The sequence below is a fragment of the Metabacillus halosaccharovorans genome (assembly GCF_002019635.1).
Taxonomy (GTDB): domain Bacteria; phylum Bacillota; class Bacilli; order Bacillales; family Bacillaceae; genus Metabacillus; species Metabacillus halosaccharovorans.
Window position 1 is genome coordinate 617631 of record NZ_KV917372.1, and the last position, 16951, is coordinate 634581.

Here is a 16951-nt window from a genome sequence, read left to right on the forward strand (position 1 = left end):
TTATGGGTCTTCTTTCTTATTTTAAGCGATTAAAATATCTTGTAAAGTTTTATTAAGCGTATCATATGTAAAATTGAATCCTTCTTTTTGAAGTCTTTCCGGTATGACCCAACGACTTTTCAAAACAAGCTCAGTTTCCGTTCGAATGAGGATTGATCCTAACTCGAGCATCCATTTAGGTGCAGGGAAACCAAAAGGAACGTTCATCATACTTCGAAGATTTTGCATCAGTTCTTGGTTTGTCACAGGGTTAGGAGCAGAGCAATTAAATACACCTTCAAGATCTTTTCTATTTTGTAAAAAGAGGACAACCCTGAACAAATCTTCTACATGGATCCAGCTGAATTTTTGATGACCTGATCCTTGATTACCTCCTAGGCCAAACTTGACTAAGTTTTGGTATGGGACCATAACTCCTCCATTTTTTCCCAAGACGATTGCAATTCGCAGAGCTACTTGCCTTGTGTTTGGCAGATTGAATGAAAAAAAGGCTTCTTCCCAAGCAGTCGCTACGTCTACGGAAAAACCGGATCCAACCTCACCATCAGTTTCTGTCATTGGACGATCCTCAGCATGACGGTAGATTGTAGCTGTACTGGAATTGATCCATAATTTAGGTGGAGCTGTACAACGTTTCATTGCTTGTCCTAATTGGTTCGTTGTCATTAATCTTGAATTCATAATTTCTTGTCTGTTTTTCTCATTATATCGGCAATTCACTGATTTTCCTGCCAGGTTTATGAGTAACTCAGCATGATTCAACGCCTCCACAATAGCTTCTTCATTTTCCCACGAAACATGCTGTGGACGTCTTGATATTATGGTTACATCATAACCGAGTTTGATAAATTCCCGCTCAAAAAATTGTCCAATAAAACCCGTTCCCCCGGCTATTACGACTTTTTTGTTCATTTTCACCATCCCTCACATACCATTAATACCTAAAGCTTACCATATGTTTAGTCTGTTAAGGAATGTTAATTGGCGACCTTATCCTTTTAAAGAGTAAGAAGTCTTTTTGTGAATGTCCAGCTTTCTCCCTCTAACATGATACCATTGAAGACAAAGGACATAGATTATTCCCAAATCAATAAGATCCCCACCATAGTACATAACCATCGCACCTATTTCAGCATCATTCCGGGAAACACCTAAAGGTGGATGCACATATATTATTTTTGAAAGTATTCCATGTGCTGCTATAGCTAAAATTAAGATCGTAGCCCGGTATGTAAACGACTTTTTATGTGCTGTTGGATCAATACATAGAATTGAAAAAGTGAATGCATAACCTGCCAAAAACATATGGAGATGAATCAGATTAGCTACAATGACATTTTCATGCATGAGCGAAAAGAGGTCTGTTGAATAAAGGAGCCATAAACCTCCCACATTTAAGATCGTTGTTACGATTGGATCTGAAAGTATCTTAAATGGCCAACATTTTAGTATGGCTGCCACCTTCCTAGCATATTTCACAGGCAACATTTTAAGAAGTAAGGTTATTGGAGCTGACAAAACTAGAAGAAACGGACCCAACATTCCTACCAGGATATGTCCAATCATATGAAACATAAAATGGTGGTGGGCTTGACTTGCTACAGGTCCAACAACTCCCAACCCTATACATACGATTCCGAATACCCAACAATAAAATTTGATGATCGGCCACTTCTTCTTTTGATAATACAAGTATATAGTTGCTGCTAAATAACCTACTCCTAGTATGAAAAGAAATAGTAAAAATAGCTCACTATAAGGAATTGCACTTTCATGGTGAAGATTCTTGATCATATTTCATTTTCCCTCTATTCGCCTTTTCTCGATCTCTAGTCTTATACACCAGTATTATTCCCAATATGATCATGATGATCGCAATACCATTCCAAATCAAATCATAGACGATCACTGTGTCGACATAACGTATTTGGTGAATTCTCATTAATTTGTGTTGAATTGTCCCATCATATAACTGAAAGCCGCCTGACCCAATCAAAGAACCTCCCCACCATCTTTTCAAAGAGAAAATCCCTTTACGGCGTAGATCTGCGAACATAAATAATCCCATCACTGTAGCAAACCAGCTAAAAGCATGAAAAAGTCCATCAGATATTAATCCAATTTCCGTTGTTGATTGATCATAGAAATGATGCCAATGTAATAATTGATGAAATAAAGTTTCATCGATAAAAGCTACAAATCCTATTCCGAAGAAGATTCCAGCCCAAAGGTTTCTTTTACTATCCAAAATGTGAGAACCCCCTTTATATTGTAATGACAATATTAAAGTATTGACTTTACAATCACATTCCTATACCAGTGTCTAAGCGAAAGAAAAAAGGCTAAACTCATTATGATAGAGCTTAGCCTTTTTCATATTTAGCGTCCTTCTTGCATATATTTCATCCACTTTTTTAATCTAATACCACAAATACCATACCCAACTGCTGAAAGAATAGTTAAACCACCAGATAACTGCCATAACAAATCCTGTGAAGAAACTATACTATAACCAACCCCAATAAGACCAATTAAAGCAAGTTGAAAGCATCGTTTCTTATTATTTTCAATAATGGTAAATTGAAAAAGTCTCCTTTGTTCCGTTTCTTTTACCATTTCGTACTTTTTAGGAGCTTGGAGGAAATCAGTAACAGAATGAATGATTTTAAATAGTGGTTGAGATTTTGCCCATTGCCATAAAAAAGACCATTTATTATTTCCTTGTGACTGTAACCATTTCATAAAAACGGGTTTACCTAGCTCTAGCAATTCTTGATCCGGAACTAAGTTGCGTAAATTACCTTCAATAGTGACAACAGCTCGCCCTAAAAATACAAACCTAGTTGGAACTTGAATCGGTAATGCTTGTATGAGATCATTCATTTCAAGTTTTAATTTGAGTAGGTCTGCTTCCATTAGCTGTGATGGATCAAAGGATACAAGCTCTTCCATCAATTTCTCCATCGTTCGGGAATTATCCTGGGAATGTAAAAATTCTAAATGATATAAACATTCTACTGCTTTCGTATAATCTTTTGCTAGTACACTACCGATTAAAGTTTGGAAGTAAGTAGCATCCTTTTTTGAAATCTCCCCGACCATCCCTAAATCTAACATAATAACTTTTCCTTCTGATGAAAAAAGGATGTTCCCTGGGTGAGGATCAGCATGAAACAAACCAGGTTCTAACCATTGTGGAAGAAAAGCACTAATTAACCGTTTAGCCAGCTCTTCCCTGCTAAATGGTAACTGATTAATTTGCTGTTCATCCGAAAGTCTTATTCCCTCAACCCATTCCATGACAAGGATTTTTGATGTACAAAGATCTTTATAAACAGATGGGATTTGCACGATATCAGAGGACGACTTATAGCGCTCCTTAAAATATATAAGTGATTTCATTTCCAATTGAAAATCAAGTTCTTGTTCAATCACCTGCTTTAATTCATTGAACAACACGTTAAAATGAATAAATCCCTTTGGAACTGGCACAAAGTGATCAGCAAACCAAATGATGATTCTTAAAGTACGAAAGTCAGTTTGAATAATGGATTGAATGTGAGGTCGCTGTACTTTAATCGCAACCGTTGTTCCATTCTTCAATACTCCTTTATATACCTCTCCAATTGACGCGGAAGCGATCGAATGTTGATCAATTGATTGTAAATGGTAGTCAAGACTTTCACCCCATTCATTTTCCAATTGTTTTTTAATCTCATCCCAGTTTGAAGGAGGGACCTTATCGGTTAAATCTTGAATTTGACTGATAAAAGCATGTGGAAGCAAATCTGAACGAATACTCAATATTTGCCCAATTTTGATTAGTAGGCCCTCTAACTCAAATAATGTTTTTCGAAACTTCTTACCAATCTCAAGCCATAATTTTTCCCAATCAGAATCAGATTTTTTCCTTAATTTATACCAGTAGATTTTGAGAAAAATCGAGAAAAATAATGTTAAAACTTTGTAGATTCTTTTCCATTTACTTTTCACTGCCATCATAATACCTCTTTTAGATTTAATGACAAACTGCTAGGTAACTCATTATCAATTATTATTCAAATTATACCATTTTTTACTAATCCGTACCCTTAGTTTATCTTTTAAAGGATGATAACCTTTTCAAAAGAAATTAACATTTGAATTCAAAACAAATGTCTTTTCAAATTGCTGAAAAAGGATTAAGATAGGTCTATGAATTGGCAAAGGGGTGAGATCATTGAGACATCGTTTGCTATTTAAATCATTCTTTTTGTTATTGATCTTCATAACTAGCATACATCTCGTTTCAATGTCGCAAGTACATCATCCTATTAGTCTAGGCAAAGTCATAGCCGTAGAAAATGAAGCAGCAACTGGATATACTTTACTTGAAGAAGATCAAAAACATTTCGATTTTTATGGCATTTTACCGGAAATTGCATACACAGTACTAATTGCAATAGCGTTATTGCTTTATAGCTATTTTACTACTTGGAATCAACGAATAAGGCAATTTTTGTATGCTGTTTATTATCAATCATCTTATTTTTCTAAAGATCGTTTATATCAATCTTCCTTAATAAAATCAGTTTAAAAATTGGAGGTTATATAAATGATGTTTATTTTAAGAATGTTACCGATCGTGTTGTTTTCAGTTACAGCCTTAAGTCTTTTTACGTACCAAGGTATTGAAATTGTTCACGCATTTACAGACTATTTCCAAAAAAAATAATGAAAATAAGGGCTGATCCACTGCTTTATGGATCAGCCCTTTTGACTTTTATTTACCTGTTTCCTCTTTCACTTCTATCCATGTTTCCTTTACAGAGCCGGCATCTTGTTCATCAATCACAAACGAACCGTTACTATATCGATCATTCGCTCTTAATGTAGAGACATCAACACTTTCAATAACACCTTTTTCTGATTCAAGGAAAAATTCCTCATTTTGATAAACAATCGCAGCACCGACAATTCGGTGTGGATTATTTTTAAGTTCTCTTAACATGATAAGTCCACGTTTTGCTCTTGAAGACTTTTCAAAGTCATTTATGGACATTTTTTTCACTGCTCCTCTTTGCGTAGCAATGACTAAAAATGCCTTCTTATCCCGTTTTAACATACTTCCGCTTACAACATAATCATCCTGCTTTAAGTTAATACCTTTAACACCTGCAGCACGAGGTCCAACGATATTCACTTCTTCTTCTTCAAACCATAATCCATAACCAAGATGTGTGACTAAGAAAAGATCTTCCTTGCCTGATGTCAGATGAACATCGACCAGGATGTCATCACCTTTAAGATTAACAGCAACAAGAGGTTTAGAATACCTCTGTGCTTTATATACGCTAAGCTCAGATTTTTTCACCATACCTGATTTTGTCACAAATGTAACAAAGTATGGTTCCTCAAAGTTTTTAACTGGGATCGCCTTGATAATTTCTTCATCGCGTTCAATTGGAATAATATTAGCAATATGTTGTCCAAGGTCCTTCCATCGTATATCAGGCAGTTCATGTACCGGACAGTACAGGTAATTACCTTTATTTGTAAACAACAGCACAACATCTGTTGTATTAATGTCGATTTTAGAAAGTAAACGATCTTTTTCTTTCATACCAAAATCCTGCCCATTTGATGCTGCATAAGATCTTTGGCTTGTTCGTTTTACATAACCGTCTTTAGTAACAGTTACGATCACATCTTCAGATGCAACCATGACTTCAAGGTTTATCTTTATTTCTTCAATTTCTGCTTCAATGACCGAGCGACGATCATCAGCGTATGTTTTCTTCACTCTTTTTAGATCATTTTTAATGACTTTAAGAAGGACTTTCTCATCATTAAGAATATTAATTAATTCTTGAATTTTTTTAGCCAGCTCTTCTGCTTCATTTCTTAACGCTGTTATATCTGTATTTGTTAAACGATACAACTGTAATGAAACGATTGCTTCTGCTTGTGGTTCTGAAAATTGATATTTCTTAATTAAATTATCCTTTGCATCTCTTTTATCCTTTGAAGCACGGATTGTCGCAATCACTTCATCTAAGATAGATAAAGCCTTAATTAGCCCTTCAACAATATGCTGTCTTTCTTGTGCTTTGCGCAGCTCATATTTTGAGCGATTTGTCACAACTTCCTTCTGATGACCAATATAGGCATCAAGAATAGAAGGTAGGCTCATCAACATTGGACGGCGATTATGGATTGCGACCATATTAAAGTTATAAGTTATTTGCAAATCACTGTTTTTATATAAATAATTTAGAACTCCAGCCGCATTGCCATCCTTTTTTAACTCAATGACAATTCGTAACCCGGTACGATCTGTCTCATCACGTACTTCGGCAATCCCTTCAACCTTACGTTCAATTCTAAATTCATCGATTCGCTTAACTAGATTTGCTTTATTCACTTCAAATGGAATTTCAGTAATCGTAATTTGCTGTTTTCCACCACGAATCTCTTCTATTTCCGCTTTACCACGAACAATAATTTTTCCTTTACCTGTTTCATAGGCCTTCTTTATCCCGTCAACACCTTGAATAATCCCACCAGTTGGAAAATCTGGACCTTGAATTACCGTCATTAATTCATCAACTGTACATTCAGGTTTATCCATTCGTTTGATGACGGCATCAATTACTTCACCTAAATGATGTGGGGGGATATCTGTTGCATAACCAGCAGATATTCCCGTCGAACCATTGACTAATAGATTTGGAAACATAGCTGGAAGAACTAAAGGTTCCTTGCTTGTATCATCAAAGTTTGGAACAAATTCAACTGTTTCCTTTTCTATGTCACGTAACAATTCTGAAGCAATCGCTGATAATCTTGCTTCTGTATAACGCATTGCAGCAGGTGGATCACCATCAATACTCCCATTATTTCCATGCATTTGGATCTGTAAATTTCTGACTTTCCAGTCCTGGCTCATCCGAACCATGGCTTCATAAACAGATGAATCACCATGTGGATGGTAATTACCAATAACATTCCCAACTGTTTTTGCTGATTTACGGTAGTTCTTATCATTTGTATTCCCGTCAACATGCATTGCATATAAAATTCTTCGTTGTACAGGCTTTAATCCATCACGCGCATCTGGTAATGCACGATCTTGAATAATGTACTTACTATAACGTCCAAAACGGTCACCAAGCACATCTTCAAGAGGTAAATCGCGATATACTTCTACTGAATTGCTCATTGCCTATACCTCCTCTGCGACCGATAAATGCTCATTTTCTAATATATTTGTTTCTTCATCAAGACCGAATGCTACATTGTTTTCAATCCATTTTCTACGTGGTTCAACTTTATCACCCATAAGTGTTGTGACACGCCTTTCAGCACGAGCTGCATCATCAATTTTGACACGAATAAGCGTTCTTGATTCCGGGTTCATTGTTGTTTCCCAAAGCTGATCTGCATTCATTTCACCAAGACCTTTATAACGTTGAATCATATAACCTTTTCCTACCTTAGAGATGGCATCACTTAGCTCATCATCAGACCATGCGTACTCAATAACTTCCTTTTTGCCTGAACCTTTACTTACCTTGTATAAAGGCGGCAGAGCAATAAATACTTTTCCATTTTCAATTAGCGGTTTCATATAGCGATAGAAGAATGTTAATAACAGTACTTGAATATGAGCACCATCTGTATCTGCATCAGTCATAATAATGACTTTATCATAATTTATATCTTCTAAAGTAAACTCTGCTCCAACACCTGCTCCAATTGCATGAATAATTGTATTAATTTCTTCATTCTTAAAAATATCTGCTAATTTAGCTTTTTCTGTATTGATAACTTTCCCTCTTAAAGGAAGTACTGCTTGGAACCTTCTGTCCCTACCTTGTTTTGCAGAACCTCCTGCAGAATCACCCTCAACAAGATATAGTTCATTTTTTAATGGATTACGTGATTGGGCAGGTGTAAGTTTACCGCTCAATGTCGTTTCAGAACGTTTTCGCTTTTTGCCGCTCCGTGCTTCCTCACGTGCTTTTCTGGCAGCCTCTCTAGCTTGAAACGCTTTAATCGCTTTTTTTACAAGAAGTGTACCTGCGTCAGGATTTTCTTCTAAAAAGTAAGAAAGGTTTTCAGAAACAATGGCATCAACTGCTGATCTTGCTTCACTTGTCCCAAGCTTACCTTTCGTCTGACCTTCAAATTGTAAGAGCTCTTCAGGAATTCTTACAGATACAATCGCTGATAAACCTTCACGAATATCAGAACCCTCTAAATTTTTATCTTTCTCTTTTAGTAATCCTGTTTTTCTTGCATATTCATTAAAGGCTCTTGTCATCGCTGTTTTAGAACCTGCTTCATGGGTTCCGCCATCTTTTGTCCGAACATTATTAACGAATGATAAAATATTTTCTGAGTACCCATCGTTGAATTGAAAAGCAAAATCAACTTCAATGCCATTTTGCTCACCTTCAAATGAAACCACCGGGTGTAGGGCATCTTTTTCTTCATTTAAGTAAGTGACAAATGCTTCAATTCCTGTCTCGTAATGGTATACCTCTGATTGATCATGTCGCTCATCAATTAATTCAATTTTAAACCCTTTCAAAAGAAAAGCAGATTCGCGAAGACGTTCACTTAATGTTTCAAAGTTATAAGTTGTCGTACTAAACATAGTTGGATCAGGTTTAAAATGAATTTTTGTACCTGTTTTGTTGGTTTTTCCTTTTTTCTCTAAAGTTGTCACAGGCTTCCCGCCGTTTTCAAAGCGTTGTTCATAAATAAAACCATCGCGTTGAATAGTTACAACAAGCCATTCTGAGAGGGCATTAACTACTGATGCCCCTACTCCATGTAAACCGCCACTTGTTTTATATCCACCTTGCCCGAACTTTCCGCCTGCATGAAGAACCGTTAAGATGACTTCAGGTGTTGGTTTTCCTAGTTTGTGCATACCAATCGGCATACCTCTACCCTTATCTTGAACAGAAATACTGTTATCTTTATGTATTTTGACTATTATATGATCTCCATGTCCTGCTAAAGCCTCGTCCACAGAGTTATCAACGATTTCGTAAACGAGATGATGCAAGCCCCGGCTATCTGTACTACCAATGTACATACCAGGTCGTTTTCTTACAGCCTCAAGACCTTCGAGGACCTGAATCGCATCATCATTATATTCAAACTGTTGCTTCTTTCCCAAGCGACTAAACCCCTTTCAGTGACAAACAATTAAATCTTTTTCACAATAGAACGCATGTTTTAGTATTTTATACAATAATTTGCAGATCGACAACCCCCACAAATGAAGAGAAAATCAAGTAAAAGTTTTCTAACATTATTATCTTACCACTTACCTCATATCCATGCTTTATTGTATATGGTAATTTGGTTTTAGGAAACATTATTCGCATAATAAAATAAAAATCCTTGTTTTTACAAGGATTTTCTTCAAAAAAGAACAAATAAATTACTTTGTCATAGCATGCTCAACCTTAATACAACGATTCATGATAACGGTTTTATGATTGTCTTTCAGCAATTGATAGGCTTCTTCGTTTTCTAACCCGAGCTGTGCCCAGTATACATCTGCATCAATTTTCAAAAATTCCTGAGCAACTTCCAACAAATGTTCTGAGCGGCGAAACACATTGACGATATCAACATGACCTTTTATATCAGTTAATGAAGCTACTGCCTTTTGACCTAATACTTCATCTACAGTAGGATTTACAGGAATAATCTCATATCCTGCATTCTGCATCGCTTTACTTACCATGTATGATGTACGCTCTGGATTATTAGACAAACCGACAACTGCTATCGTTTTACTATCCTTTAAAATTTGGCAAATTTCTTCTCTAGTTGGATTTTCAATCGACATTTTTTCCATCTCCTTTTCCTCTATCATAACAATATAGAAACTTGGCAAACAATGATTTTGCCTTCGACAACAAGGAGTTTTGCTTCCTTTGTATGGAATTGAAACTTAACTCTTATACTATATACGACGTTTGAATATTACTTATAACATGAGTGTTTTTATCTTTTTTTATTCTCTCGTAGTGTTTTTATCAATTATCATGATAGAATATAAAAAGAATATGCAAAGGAGTACATATATGATTGAAGCCATTATTTTTATATTAGCTTATTTATTAGGTTCCATTCCATCCGGCCTTATAGTAGGCAAACTAGGGTATGGGATTGACATACGTGAACATGGGAGCGGGAATTTAGGTGGAACGAATACTTTTCGAACATTAGGAATAAAAGCAGGTTTACTTGTCACAGGAGCTGATATATTAAAAGGAACACTTGCTGCTGCTTTACCTTTATTATTCGGTTTAGACCACTTGCATCCTTTATTAGTTGGGATCTTTGCCGTTGTTGGCCACACATATCCAATTTTCGCGAAATTTAGAGGTGGAAAAGCAGTTGCTACATCTGGCGGTGTACTTTTATGTTATGTACCGTTATTATTTATAACGATGTTAGCCTTCTTTTTTATTGTTCTTTATATCTCAAAATATGTTTCACTTTCATCTATGCTCGCAGGAGTTTATGGAATCATTTACAGCTTATTTACAAAAGATATTCCACTTATCATTGTGATAACGTTGTTAACTTCATTTGTTGTCTATCGCCATCGTGCAAATATTAAACGAATTATCGATAAGACAGAGCCGAAAGTAAAGTGGCTTTAATAAAGAAGATAAAGTAAACAGGATACTATTTCTGTTTTACTACATCTTCTTTTTTATTTTCGCAATGTTCATCATTAGCCCTAACAACACATCTATATTATAATTAAGATAAGTTTATAAAACATAAGGAGTGTTAGGATTTGAAAATTACCATTGATAACAAAGCAGCAGATTGGTATATAAATGAATTACAACTTGAAGAGGGTGACACTGTTCAGTTTTTTGTTAGATATGGTGGATGTAGTAATGTACAAAAAGGATTTTCACTTGGAGTTGTGAAGCAAAATCCTGAAGAAATAGGATCCAGTGTAGAAAGTAAAGGAATTACGTTTTTTGTTGAAAACCGTGATTTATGGTATTTCGATCAACATGATTTACATGTTGATTTAGATGAAGATGCTGAAGAACCTGTATTTCAATATCATTAATTCAGTGTATTTGAAAGAATTTTTATAAAGTAACAAGTGGGGAAATTTCACACGTTCTATATACTAATGAAATTCCCCCCCCCTTGTTATGTTTTTTGTATTTTAAATCGTTCAATATGGTCTTCTAAACCGTATTCTTTTAATATAGACATTTGTATGTTCCCCATTAAATCGAAGTGAGGATATTGTTTATAATGGTGAATCCATTCTCTCTTTAATCCGTATCGAGATCCCCATTGGGCTAATTTGTCAATATCCTTGCAGCCAACTTTCGTTACACAATGACTATTAGGAAACCGGTCATCTAACCAAAAATGAGTTAAAAACGCGATATTTCCATGATCAATTTCTTGTTTCCAACTATGTAATTCCTTTCGGGAAATGCCAAATGCCATTTATTTTTTCGCCTTCTCATAAGCTTCGTGCCACTCCGGGAACATCTTTTTGAATTTAACAGGTCTAAATGTTTCTTTGTTCACACAAACATGACTAGATTTTGCTTGAACAGCAAGGTCACCGCTTGGTGAAAAGATTTCATATCCATACACACTTTTTATCCCGTTATATTCCTCAATCCAGGTGTTGATTGTAGCTGTTTCACCGTAACGCATTGGCTTTTTATAAGAAATTTCCAGGTCAATAACTGGTGATATTATCCCTTGCTCTTCCATTCCAGCATAAGAAAACCCCAGATCTTGTATAAGTTTTGTTCTGCCAACTTCCATCCACACTAAGTAATTTGCATGGTATACAACACCCATTTGATCTGTTTCGGCATATCGAACTTCAATCTCTGCTTTAGATATATGCATTCTTTCTTCTCTCCTTGTTTCCGTAATCCTATTATCAATACTTCAAACAATGATAACATAAGTTTTTTTTGGGTGCTAAAGAAAACTACCAGATTGGTGAGGCTAAATGGTAAGCGTAGTTCGTAAGTTCCTTAAGAAGGTATAAAAAATAAACCAGGCTGTAAAAGCCCGGTTTATCTATTGATCATAACGATAGTTATTTTCGCGCGCTTGTGCTTCATCCTTAATTTCATTGCGCATTGCATTGATACTTTCTTCCCGGCGAAGGTTTTTAGCTTCAATGCGTTCACGCTCTTCAGAATTAGCAAATGCCATTGAATCCTGCGCTTCTTCAATATTTTCTATTGTGTTTTGTACCATGCTCTGAAGCTTTTCTACGTTATCAGAACGATCATCAGGATTTGGTTTAGTTTGTTTTGTCATCGTGTATCCTTCCCCTCATTGTGGATTGTCACCTAAAACTCATGAAACAATGTTAGTCTGCATGTTTGAAGAAGATTTTAAACACGTTTTTATATTAATAGTAAGAATTGAGTTTCCTGAAATTACTCGCCTTTTGTTTGAATCACTTGAGCATGTTTTCCCGATGTATCCTGCATTTGATTCCCTTTATTATTACCGAAACCGCGTGATTTTGTCCCTATATGACTTGGAGTAAAGTGATTCTGTTGATTATTATGATTTGCCATTGTTATCGCCTCCTCAACAAATAGAATACCCTGCGGGAGAGAAACAATAACTAGAAAAGCCTGTTAATATTAATCCAACCTTTTTAGAATACGTTGCTCCCAACGTTCCTCCAATAAATCAAGTGCTTCCCGATCCTGTAATAATTGTTGCTTATTTTCCTTTACTAACTCTTCAAATGACTTTTTTCTCGTCTTTCTCATGTTGCCTTTCACCTCCGACATATTTAATAAAAGGATACCCAATTTTCTGACATTTTAATCAATTATTTATTGAAATTTAATCTATTGGAAAAATTAAAAACCGAACCTATATTGGCCCGGTTTAAAGATTATTAAGAAATTCATTCATTTGATCATACGTTAATGCTCCAACAAATTTTGTTTGAATAACTCCTTCTTCATCTACAAAATAAGATGTTGGGTATGAAAGCACTTCGAACTGATTATTGATTTGTCCCTTTTGATCTAATAAGACAGGGAAAGTCAACCCTAGTTCACTCACAAATTTATCTACTGTATCTATATTGCTTTCAGAATTGGTAAGGTTTACAGCTAAAACAACTACATCACCATTATGTTCATCCTGAATTTTTTGCATATCAGGCATCTCAGACCGACATGGCGGACACCATGTAGCCCAAAAATTGATTATTACCTTTTTCCCTTTTAAACTTGATAAACTCATGCTGTCTCCACTAAGAGTGTCTAATTCAAAATCAGGTGCAGCACTGCCCTCAGACACACCTATTTTTGGAGAATTTGGATTGATTGCAAAATAAATCGCATATCCTATCAGAAAAACTAAAATAGAAATTGCCAAAACCTTTTTCATTTATTTACCTCCTAAAGAAAAGACAACACAACAAACCTGATTAATTGAAATACTACCGTGAAACTCACAATGATTATAAATAACGATTTGATAAATTCCTTAAGCTTTATACTTTCTTTTCGCAATTTCCACATTAAAAACAGGACACCTGCTAAAAGTCCAAGGTAAAATCCATCTTGACCACCTGTAAAGAATAACCATCGGGTTGTTAATAAAAGCTGTGGTTCAAATAAAACAATACTGAATTTATATGTAATAAAAAGAATAAACCAAAAAGTAAAATATTCTCGCTTATAAAAAGTCTTTACAATTGAATCAGAAATAAAAGCATCTAAAATAAAATATGTGGCTATGATTGAACATAAGTAAATCAGCAGGATATATTGGATTGTAAATGGTCCAAGTTGAATGGCATCGTACATACAAAAAAAGGTCCTTTCAAGTGTAATACTTAATAGTACTTCATCTCTCATTTAAGCATGGTTTTATTAAAAGGACAATGGAAACGCATTAGAATTCTCATTTTAGACATAATGTGAATAAGAGACGTCTTTTTTCAATAACATGAAGTCAATTGAGAAGGAAATTCGTCATCTGAAGACACAACAAAAAAGGGAACGATCCAACCCGTTCCCTTTTTACTTATATTATGCTTTTAATTTATCACGCAATACCATTTGAAGGATTCCGCCGTGACGATAGTAGTCAATTTCAACTTCACTATCGAAACGAACTAAAACTTCAAATGTTGTTTTGTTTCCAGCTTCATCAGTAGCTGTAACGTTCACGAAATCACGTGGTTTTACTGTTTCATCGATCTCAACTTCAATTGTTTCCTTACCAGTTAAACCTAGTGTTTCTGCACTGTCTCCGTCTTTAAATTGAAGAGGAAGTACACCCATTAATACAAGGTTACTACGGTGAATACGCTCGAAGCTTTGAGCGATAACTGTTTTAATTCCAAGAAGGTTTGTACCTTTTGCAGCCCAGTCACGTGAGCTTCCCATTCCGTAATCATTACCAGCTAATACAACAAGACCAGTTCCATCTTGTTTGTAATCCATGCACGCATCATAGATTGATTTAACTTCACCAGTTGGCCAGTAAGTTGTATAACCACCTTCTGTGCCTGGAGCTATTTGGTTTTTGATACGGATGTTTGCAAACGTACCTCTCATCATAACTTCGTGGTTACCACGACGAGAACCATAAGAGTTAAACTCTCTTGGTGTTACCCCGTTTTCTTGCAGATAACGTCCAGCAGGCGTATCTTTACCAATTGAACCTGCAGGTGAAATATGGTCAGTTGTAACAGAATCACCGAATTTAGCAACAACTCGTAAGTCTTTTAATGTTTCTACTTTACCCGGTTCTGCTTCTAAGCCTTCAAAGAATGGAGGGTTTTGAATGTATGTTGATGACTCGTCCCATACATATAATGCTTCATCAGTTGTTTCAATTTCATTCCAACGAGCATTATCATCAAATACTTGCTCATACTCTTTTCTGAATAGCTCAGGAGTTACTGTTTTGTTGACAACTTCATTAATTTCATTTGTAGTTGGCCAGATGTCTTTGAAGAATACATCTTTGCCATCTTTGTCCTTACCTAGTGAATCACTTTGTAAATCAATATCAACAGTACCTGCTAATGCATAAGCAACAACTAGTGGCGGTGAAGCCAGGTAGTTACCCTTTACAAGCGGATGAATACGACCTTCAAAGTTACGGTTACCAGATAATACAGATGTTACTAATAAATCGTTAGCAGCTACTGCTTCTTCGATTTCATCTGCAAGAGGACCTGAGTTACCGATACAAGTTGTACAGCCATACCCTACAAGGTTGAAACCAAGTTGCTCAAGGTGTGGAAGTAAGCCTGAGTTTTCAAGGTATCCAGTAACAACCTTAGATCCTGGAGCTAAAGATGTTTTTACGTATTTTGGTACTTCCAAGCCTAGTTCTGTTGCTTTTTTCGCAACAAGACCTGCAGCTACTAATACGTACGGGTTAGATGTATTAGTACAACTAGTGATTGCCGCAATAGCAATTGCACCAGTCTTCATGTTCGTTTCATCACCGTTTTTGAATTTAACAGTGATTTCTTTGTTAATTTCAGTCGCTTCTAAACCAAAGCCTTGGTTTCCAGCTGGAGCAACTAAATGTTCATGGAATTTATCCTTCATCATTGAAAGCGGAATTAAATCCTGTGGACGCTTTGGACCAGATAGGTTTGCTTCAATTTCAGTAAGATCGATTTCAACAACTTTTGTGAAGATTGGATCTTCATTATCAGGTGTGAAGAATAATCCATTCTCTTTACAATATTCTCCAACCACTTGAATTTGCTCTTCATTACGACCTGTTAAGCGCATGTAATTAAGAGCTTCTTCATCAACTGGGAAGAAACCGCAAGTTGCTCCATATTCAGGCGCCATGTTTGCGATAGTCGCACGATCTGCAAGTGGTAGTTGTGCTACTCCAGGACCGAAGAACTCAACGAATTTACCAACAACACCTTGTTGACGTAATACTTGAGTTACTTTTAATGCTAAGTCAGTAGCAGTCGTTCCATTCGGTAGCTCACCTGTTAATTTAACCCCGATAACTTCAGGTACAGGGAAATAAGATGGTTGTCCTAGCATTCCAGCTTCCGCCTCGATACCGCCAACACCCCATCCAAGAACACCAATACCATTGATCATTGTTGTATGAGAATCAGTACCAACTAATGAATCCGGGAAAGCCTCAAATTCACCATCTTCGTTTTGTACTGCATGAACAACATTTGCCAAGTACTCCAAGTTTACTTGGTGAACAATACCGGTTGCCGGTGGTACAGCACGATAGTTATCAAATGATTTTTTTGCCCAGCTTAAAAATTTGTAACGCTCGGCATTACGTTCAAATTCAAGATCCATATTGAATTGAAGTGCATCAGGAGTTCCAGCTCTATCAACCTGTACAGAGTGGTCAATAACCAGGTCAACTGGAATTTCCGGGTTAATTTTATCAGGATCTCCCCCCATATCTGCCATTGCTTTACGTAAAGACGCTAAGTCAACAACAGCTGGAACACCTGTGAAATCTTGTAAAATTACACGTGATGGTTTAAAAGGAACATCAATTTCTTTTAAATCGTTTGTTCCCCACTTTGCTAGGTTTTCAACATGTTCTTTTGTAATAACTCTGCCATCTACTTGGCGCAGAACAGATTCTAAAAGAACTTTCACAGAATAAGGCAGACGTGAAACGTTACCAATTCCCGCATCTTCTAGCGCTTGTAATGAATAGTAGTTGTACTTCTTTCCATTTACCGTAAAGTTTTTACGAGCTTGGAAAGCATCTTGTTTCGTAGTCACTTGATTAGTCATAAATTCTCCCCCTTAAAAAGATCAAGGATCGACATGTGTCGAAGGATGTTACCCCATTTTTAATATTTTTCACAATTTAATCTTAATACAACTAGTAACATAAGTAAATAACAATGATGTTATTGATATGTATAAGGTTT

18 protein-coding genes are annotated in these 16951 nt (G+C 35.9%); 3 read left to right on the forward strand and 15 right to left on the reverse strand.

Annotation, left to right across the window (positions count from 1 at the left end):
* Window positions 1-21: 21 nt before the first annotated feature.
* The 4 genes from BK577_RS17295 to BK577_RS17310 all read right to left on the reverse strand — a co-directional run bounded on the left by BK577_RS17295 (window position 22) and on the right by BK577_RS17310 (window position 3999).
* Entirely contained in the window at window positions 22-912 is an 891-nt protein-coding gene (locus BK577_RS17295) for a TIGR01777 family oxidoreductase (protein WP_078434106.1), read from the reverse strand.
* A 78-nt stretch (window positions 913-990) separates the two neighbouring features.
* Window positions 991-1794 (reverse strand): cytochrome c oxidase assembly protein, encoded by an 804-nt coding sequence (locus tag BK577_RS17300; protein WP_078434107.1) that lies wholly within the window; start codon window positions 1792-1794, stop codon window positions 991-993.
* Window positions 1772-2251, reverse strand: a complete 480-nt coding sequence (locus BK577_RS17305; RefSeq protein WP_245823579.1) for a DUF2243 domain-containing protein — start codon at window positions 2249-2251, stop codon at window positions 1772-1774. The genes BK577_RS17300 and BK577_RS17305 overlap by 23 nt, the downstream gene beginning before the upstream one ends.
* A 128-nt stretch (window positions 2252-2379) precedes the next feature.
* Window positions 2380-3999 (reverse strand): ABC1 kinase family protein, encoded by a 1620-nt coding sequence (locus BK577_RS17310; RefSeq protein WP_078434109.1) that lies wholly within the window; start codon window positions 3997-3999, stop codon window positions 2380-2382.
* A 220-nt stretch (window positions 4000-4219) separates the two neighbouring features.
* Here BK577_RS17310 and BK577_RS17315 point away from each other — a divergent pair, with 220 nt between their 5' ends.
* Window positions 4220-4576, forward strand: a complete 357-nt coding sequence (locus BK577_RS17315) for a hypothetical protein (protein WP_078434110.1) — start codon at window positions 4220-4222, stop codon at window positions 4574-4576.
* 186 nt (window positions 4577-4762) lie between these two features.
* Here the strand turns inward: BK577_RS17315 and parC are convergent, their stop codons facing one another.
* From parC to BK577_RS17330, 3 genes are all read right to left on the reverse strand, one after another.
* Window positions 4763-7201 carry a DNA topoisomerase IV subunit A gene (parC, locus tag BK577_RS17320; RefSeq protein ID WP_078434111.1) on the reverse strand — a complete coding sequence of 813 codons (2439 nt, stop codon included), beginning with the start codon at window positions 7199-7201 and terminating at the stop codon, window positions 4763-4765.
* A gap of 3 nt (window positions 7202-7204) precedes the next feature.
* Window positions 7205-9172: a DNA topoisomerase IV subunit B gene (gene parE / locus BK577_RS17325; RefSeq protein ID WP_078434112.1), complete on the reverse strand. Its 1968-nt coding sequence runs from the start codon at window positions 9170-9172 to the stop codon at window positions 7205-7207.
* A 267-nt stretch (window positions 9173-9439) separates the two neighbouring features.
* Window positions 9440-9853 carry a CoA-binding protein gene (locus BK577_RS17330; RefSeq protein WP_078434113.1) on the reverse strand — a complete coding sequence of 138 codons (414 nt, stop codon included), beginning with the start codon at window positions 9851-9853 and terminating at the stop codon, window positions 9440-9442.
* Between the two features lie 238 nt (window positions 9854-10091).
* Here BK577_RS17330 and plsY point away from each other — a divergent pair, with 238 nt between their 5' ends.
* Window positions 10092-10676 carry a glycerol-3-phosphate 1-O-acyltransferase PlsY gene (plsY, locus tag BK577_RS17335; protein WP_078434114.1) on the forward strand — a complete coding sequence of 195 codons (585 nt, stop codon included), beginning with the start codon at window positions 10092-10094 and terminating at the stop codon, window positions 10674-10676.
* A 140-nt stretch (window positions 10677-10816) separates the two neighbouring features.
* The gene (locus BK577_RS17340; protein ID WP_078434115.1) at window positions 10817-11104 is read left to right on the forward strand and encodes a HesB/YadR/YfhF family protein; all 288 of its coding nucleotides are present in this window, start codon (window positions 10817-10819) and stop codon (window positions 11102-11104) included.
* 86 nt (window positions 11105-11190) lie between these two features.
* On the opposite strand, the gene BK577_RS17345 is transcribed toward BK577_RS17340, so the two are convergent.
* The 8 genes from BK577_RS17345 to acnA form a co-directional block, all read right to left on the reverse strand.
* Window positions 11191-11499 (reverse strand): hypothetical protein, encoded by a 309-nt coding sequence (locus BK577_RS17345; RefSeq protein ID WP_078434116.1) that lies wholly within the window; start codon window positions 11497-11499, stop codon window positions 11191-11193.
* Window positions 11500-11916, reverse strand: coding sequence for an acyl-CoA thioesterase (locus BK577_RS17350; RefSeq protein ID WP_078434117.1), 417 nt, complete (start codon window positions 11914-11916; stop codon window positions 11500-11502).
* A 177-nt stretch (window positions 11917-12093) separates the two neighbouring features.
* Window positions 12094-12339, reverse strand: coding sequence for a small acid-soluble spore protein Tlp (gene tlp / locus BK577_RS17355; protein WP_078434118.1), 246 nt, complete (start codon window positions 12337-12339; stop codon window positions 12094-12096).
* Between the two features lie 122 nt (window positions 12340-12461).
* Window positions 12462-12605, reverse strand: coding sequence for an acid-soluble spore protein N (locus BK577_RS17360; protein WP_078434119.1), 144 nt, complete (start codon window positions 12603-12605; stop codon window positions 12462-12464).
* A 69-nt stretch (window positions 12606-12674) separates the two neighbouring features.
* A complete protein-coding gene (locus BK577_RS17365) occupies window positions 12675-12806 on the reverse strand; it encodes an FbpB family small basic protein (RefSeq protein WP_078434120.1) in 132 nt (43 codons plus the stop codon).
* A 121-nt stretch (window positions 12807-12927) separates the two neighbouring features.
* On the reverse strand, window positions 12928-13437 hold the full coding sequence (locus tag BK577_RS17370; protein WP_078434121.1) for a TlpA family protein disulfide reductase: 510 nt from the start codon (window positions 13435-13437) through the stop codon (window positions 12928-12930).
* 11 nt (window positions 13438-13448) lie between these two features.
* Window positions 13449-13859: a hypothetical protein gene (locus tag BK577_RS17375; protein ID WP_078434122.1), complete on the reverse strand. Its 411-nt coding sequence runs from the start codon at window positions 13857-13859 to the stop codon at window positions 13449-13451.
* Window positions 13860-14084: 225 nt separating this feature from the next.
* Window positions 14085-16811 (reverse strand): aconitate hydratase AcnA, encoded by a 2727-nt coding sequence (gene acnA, locus BK577_RS17380; protein WP_078434123.1) that lies wholly within the window; start codon window positions 16809-16811, stop codon window positions 14085-14087.
* Between the last annotated feature and the right edge of the window lie 140 nt (window positions 16812-16951).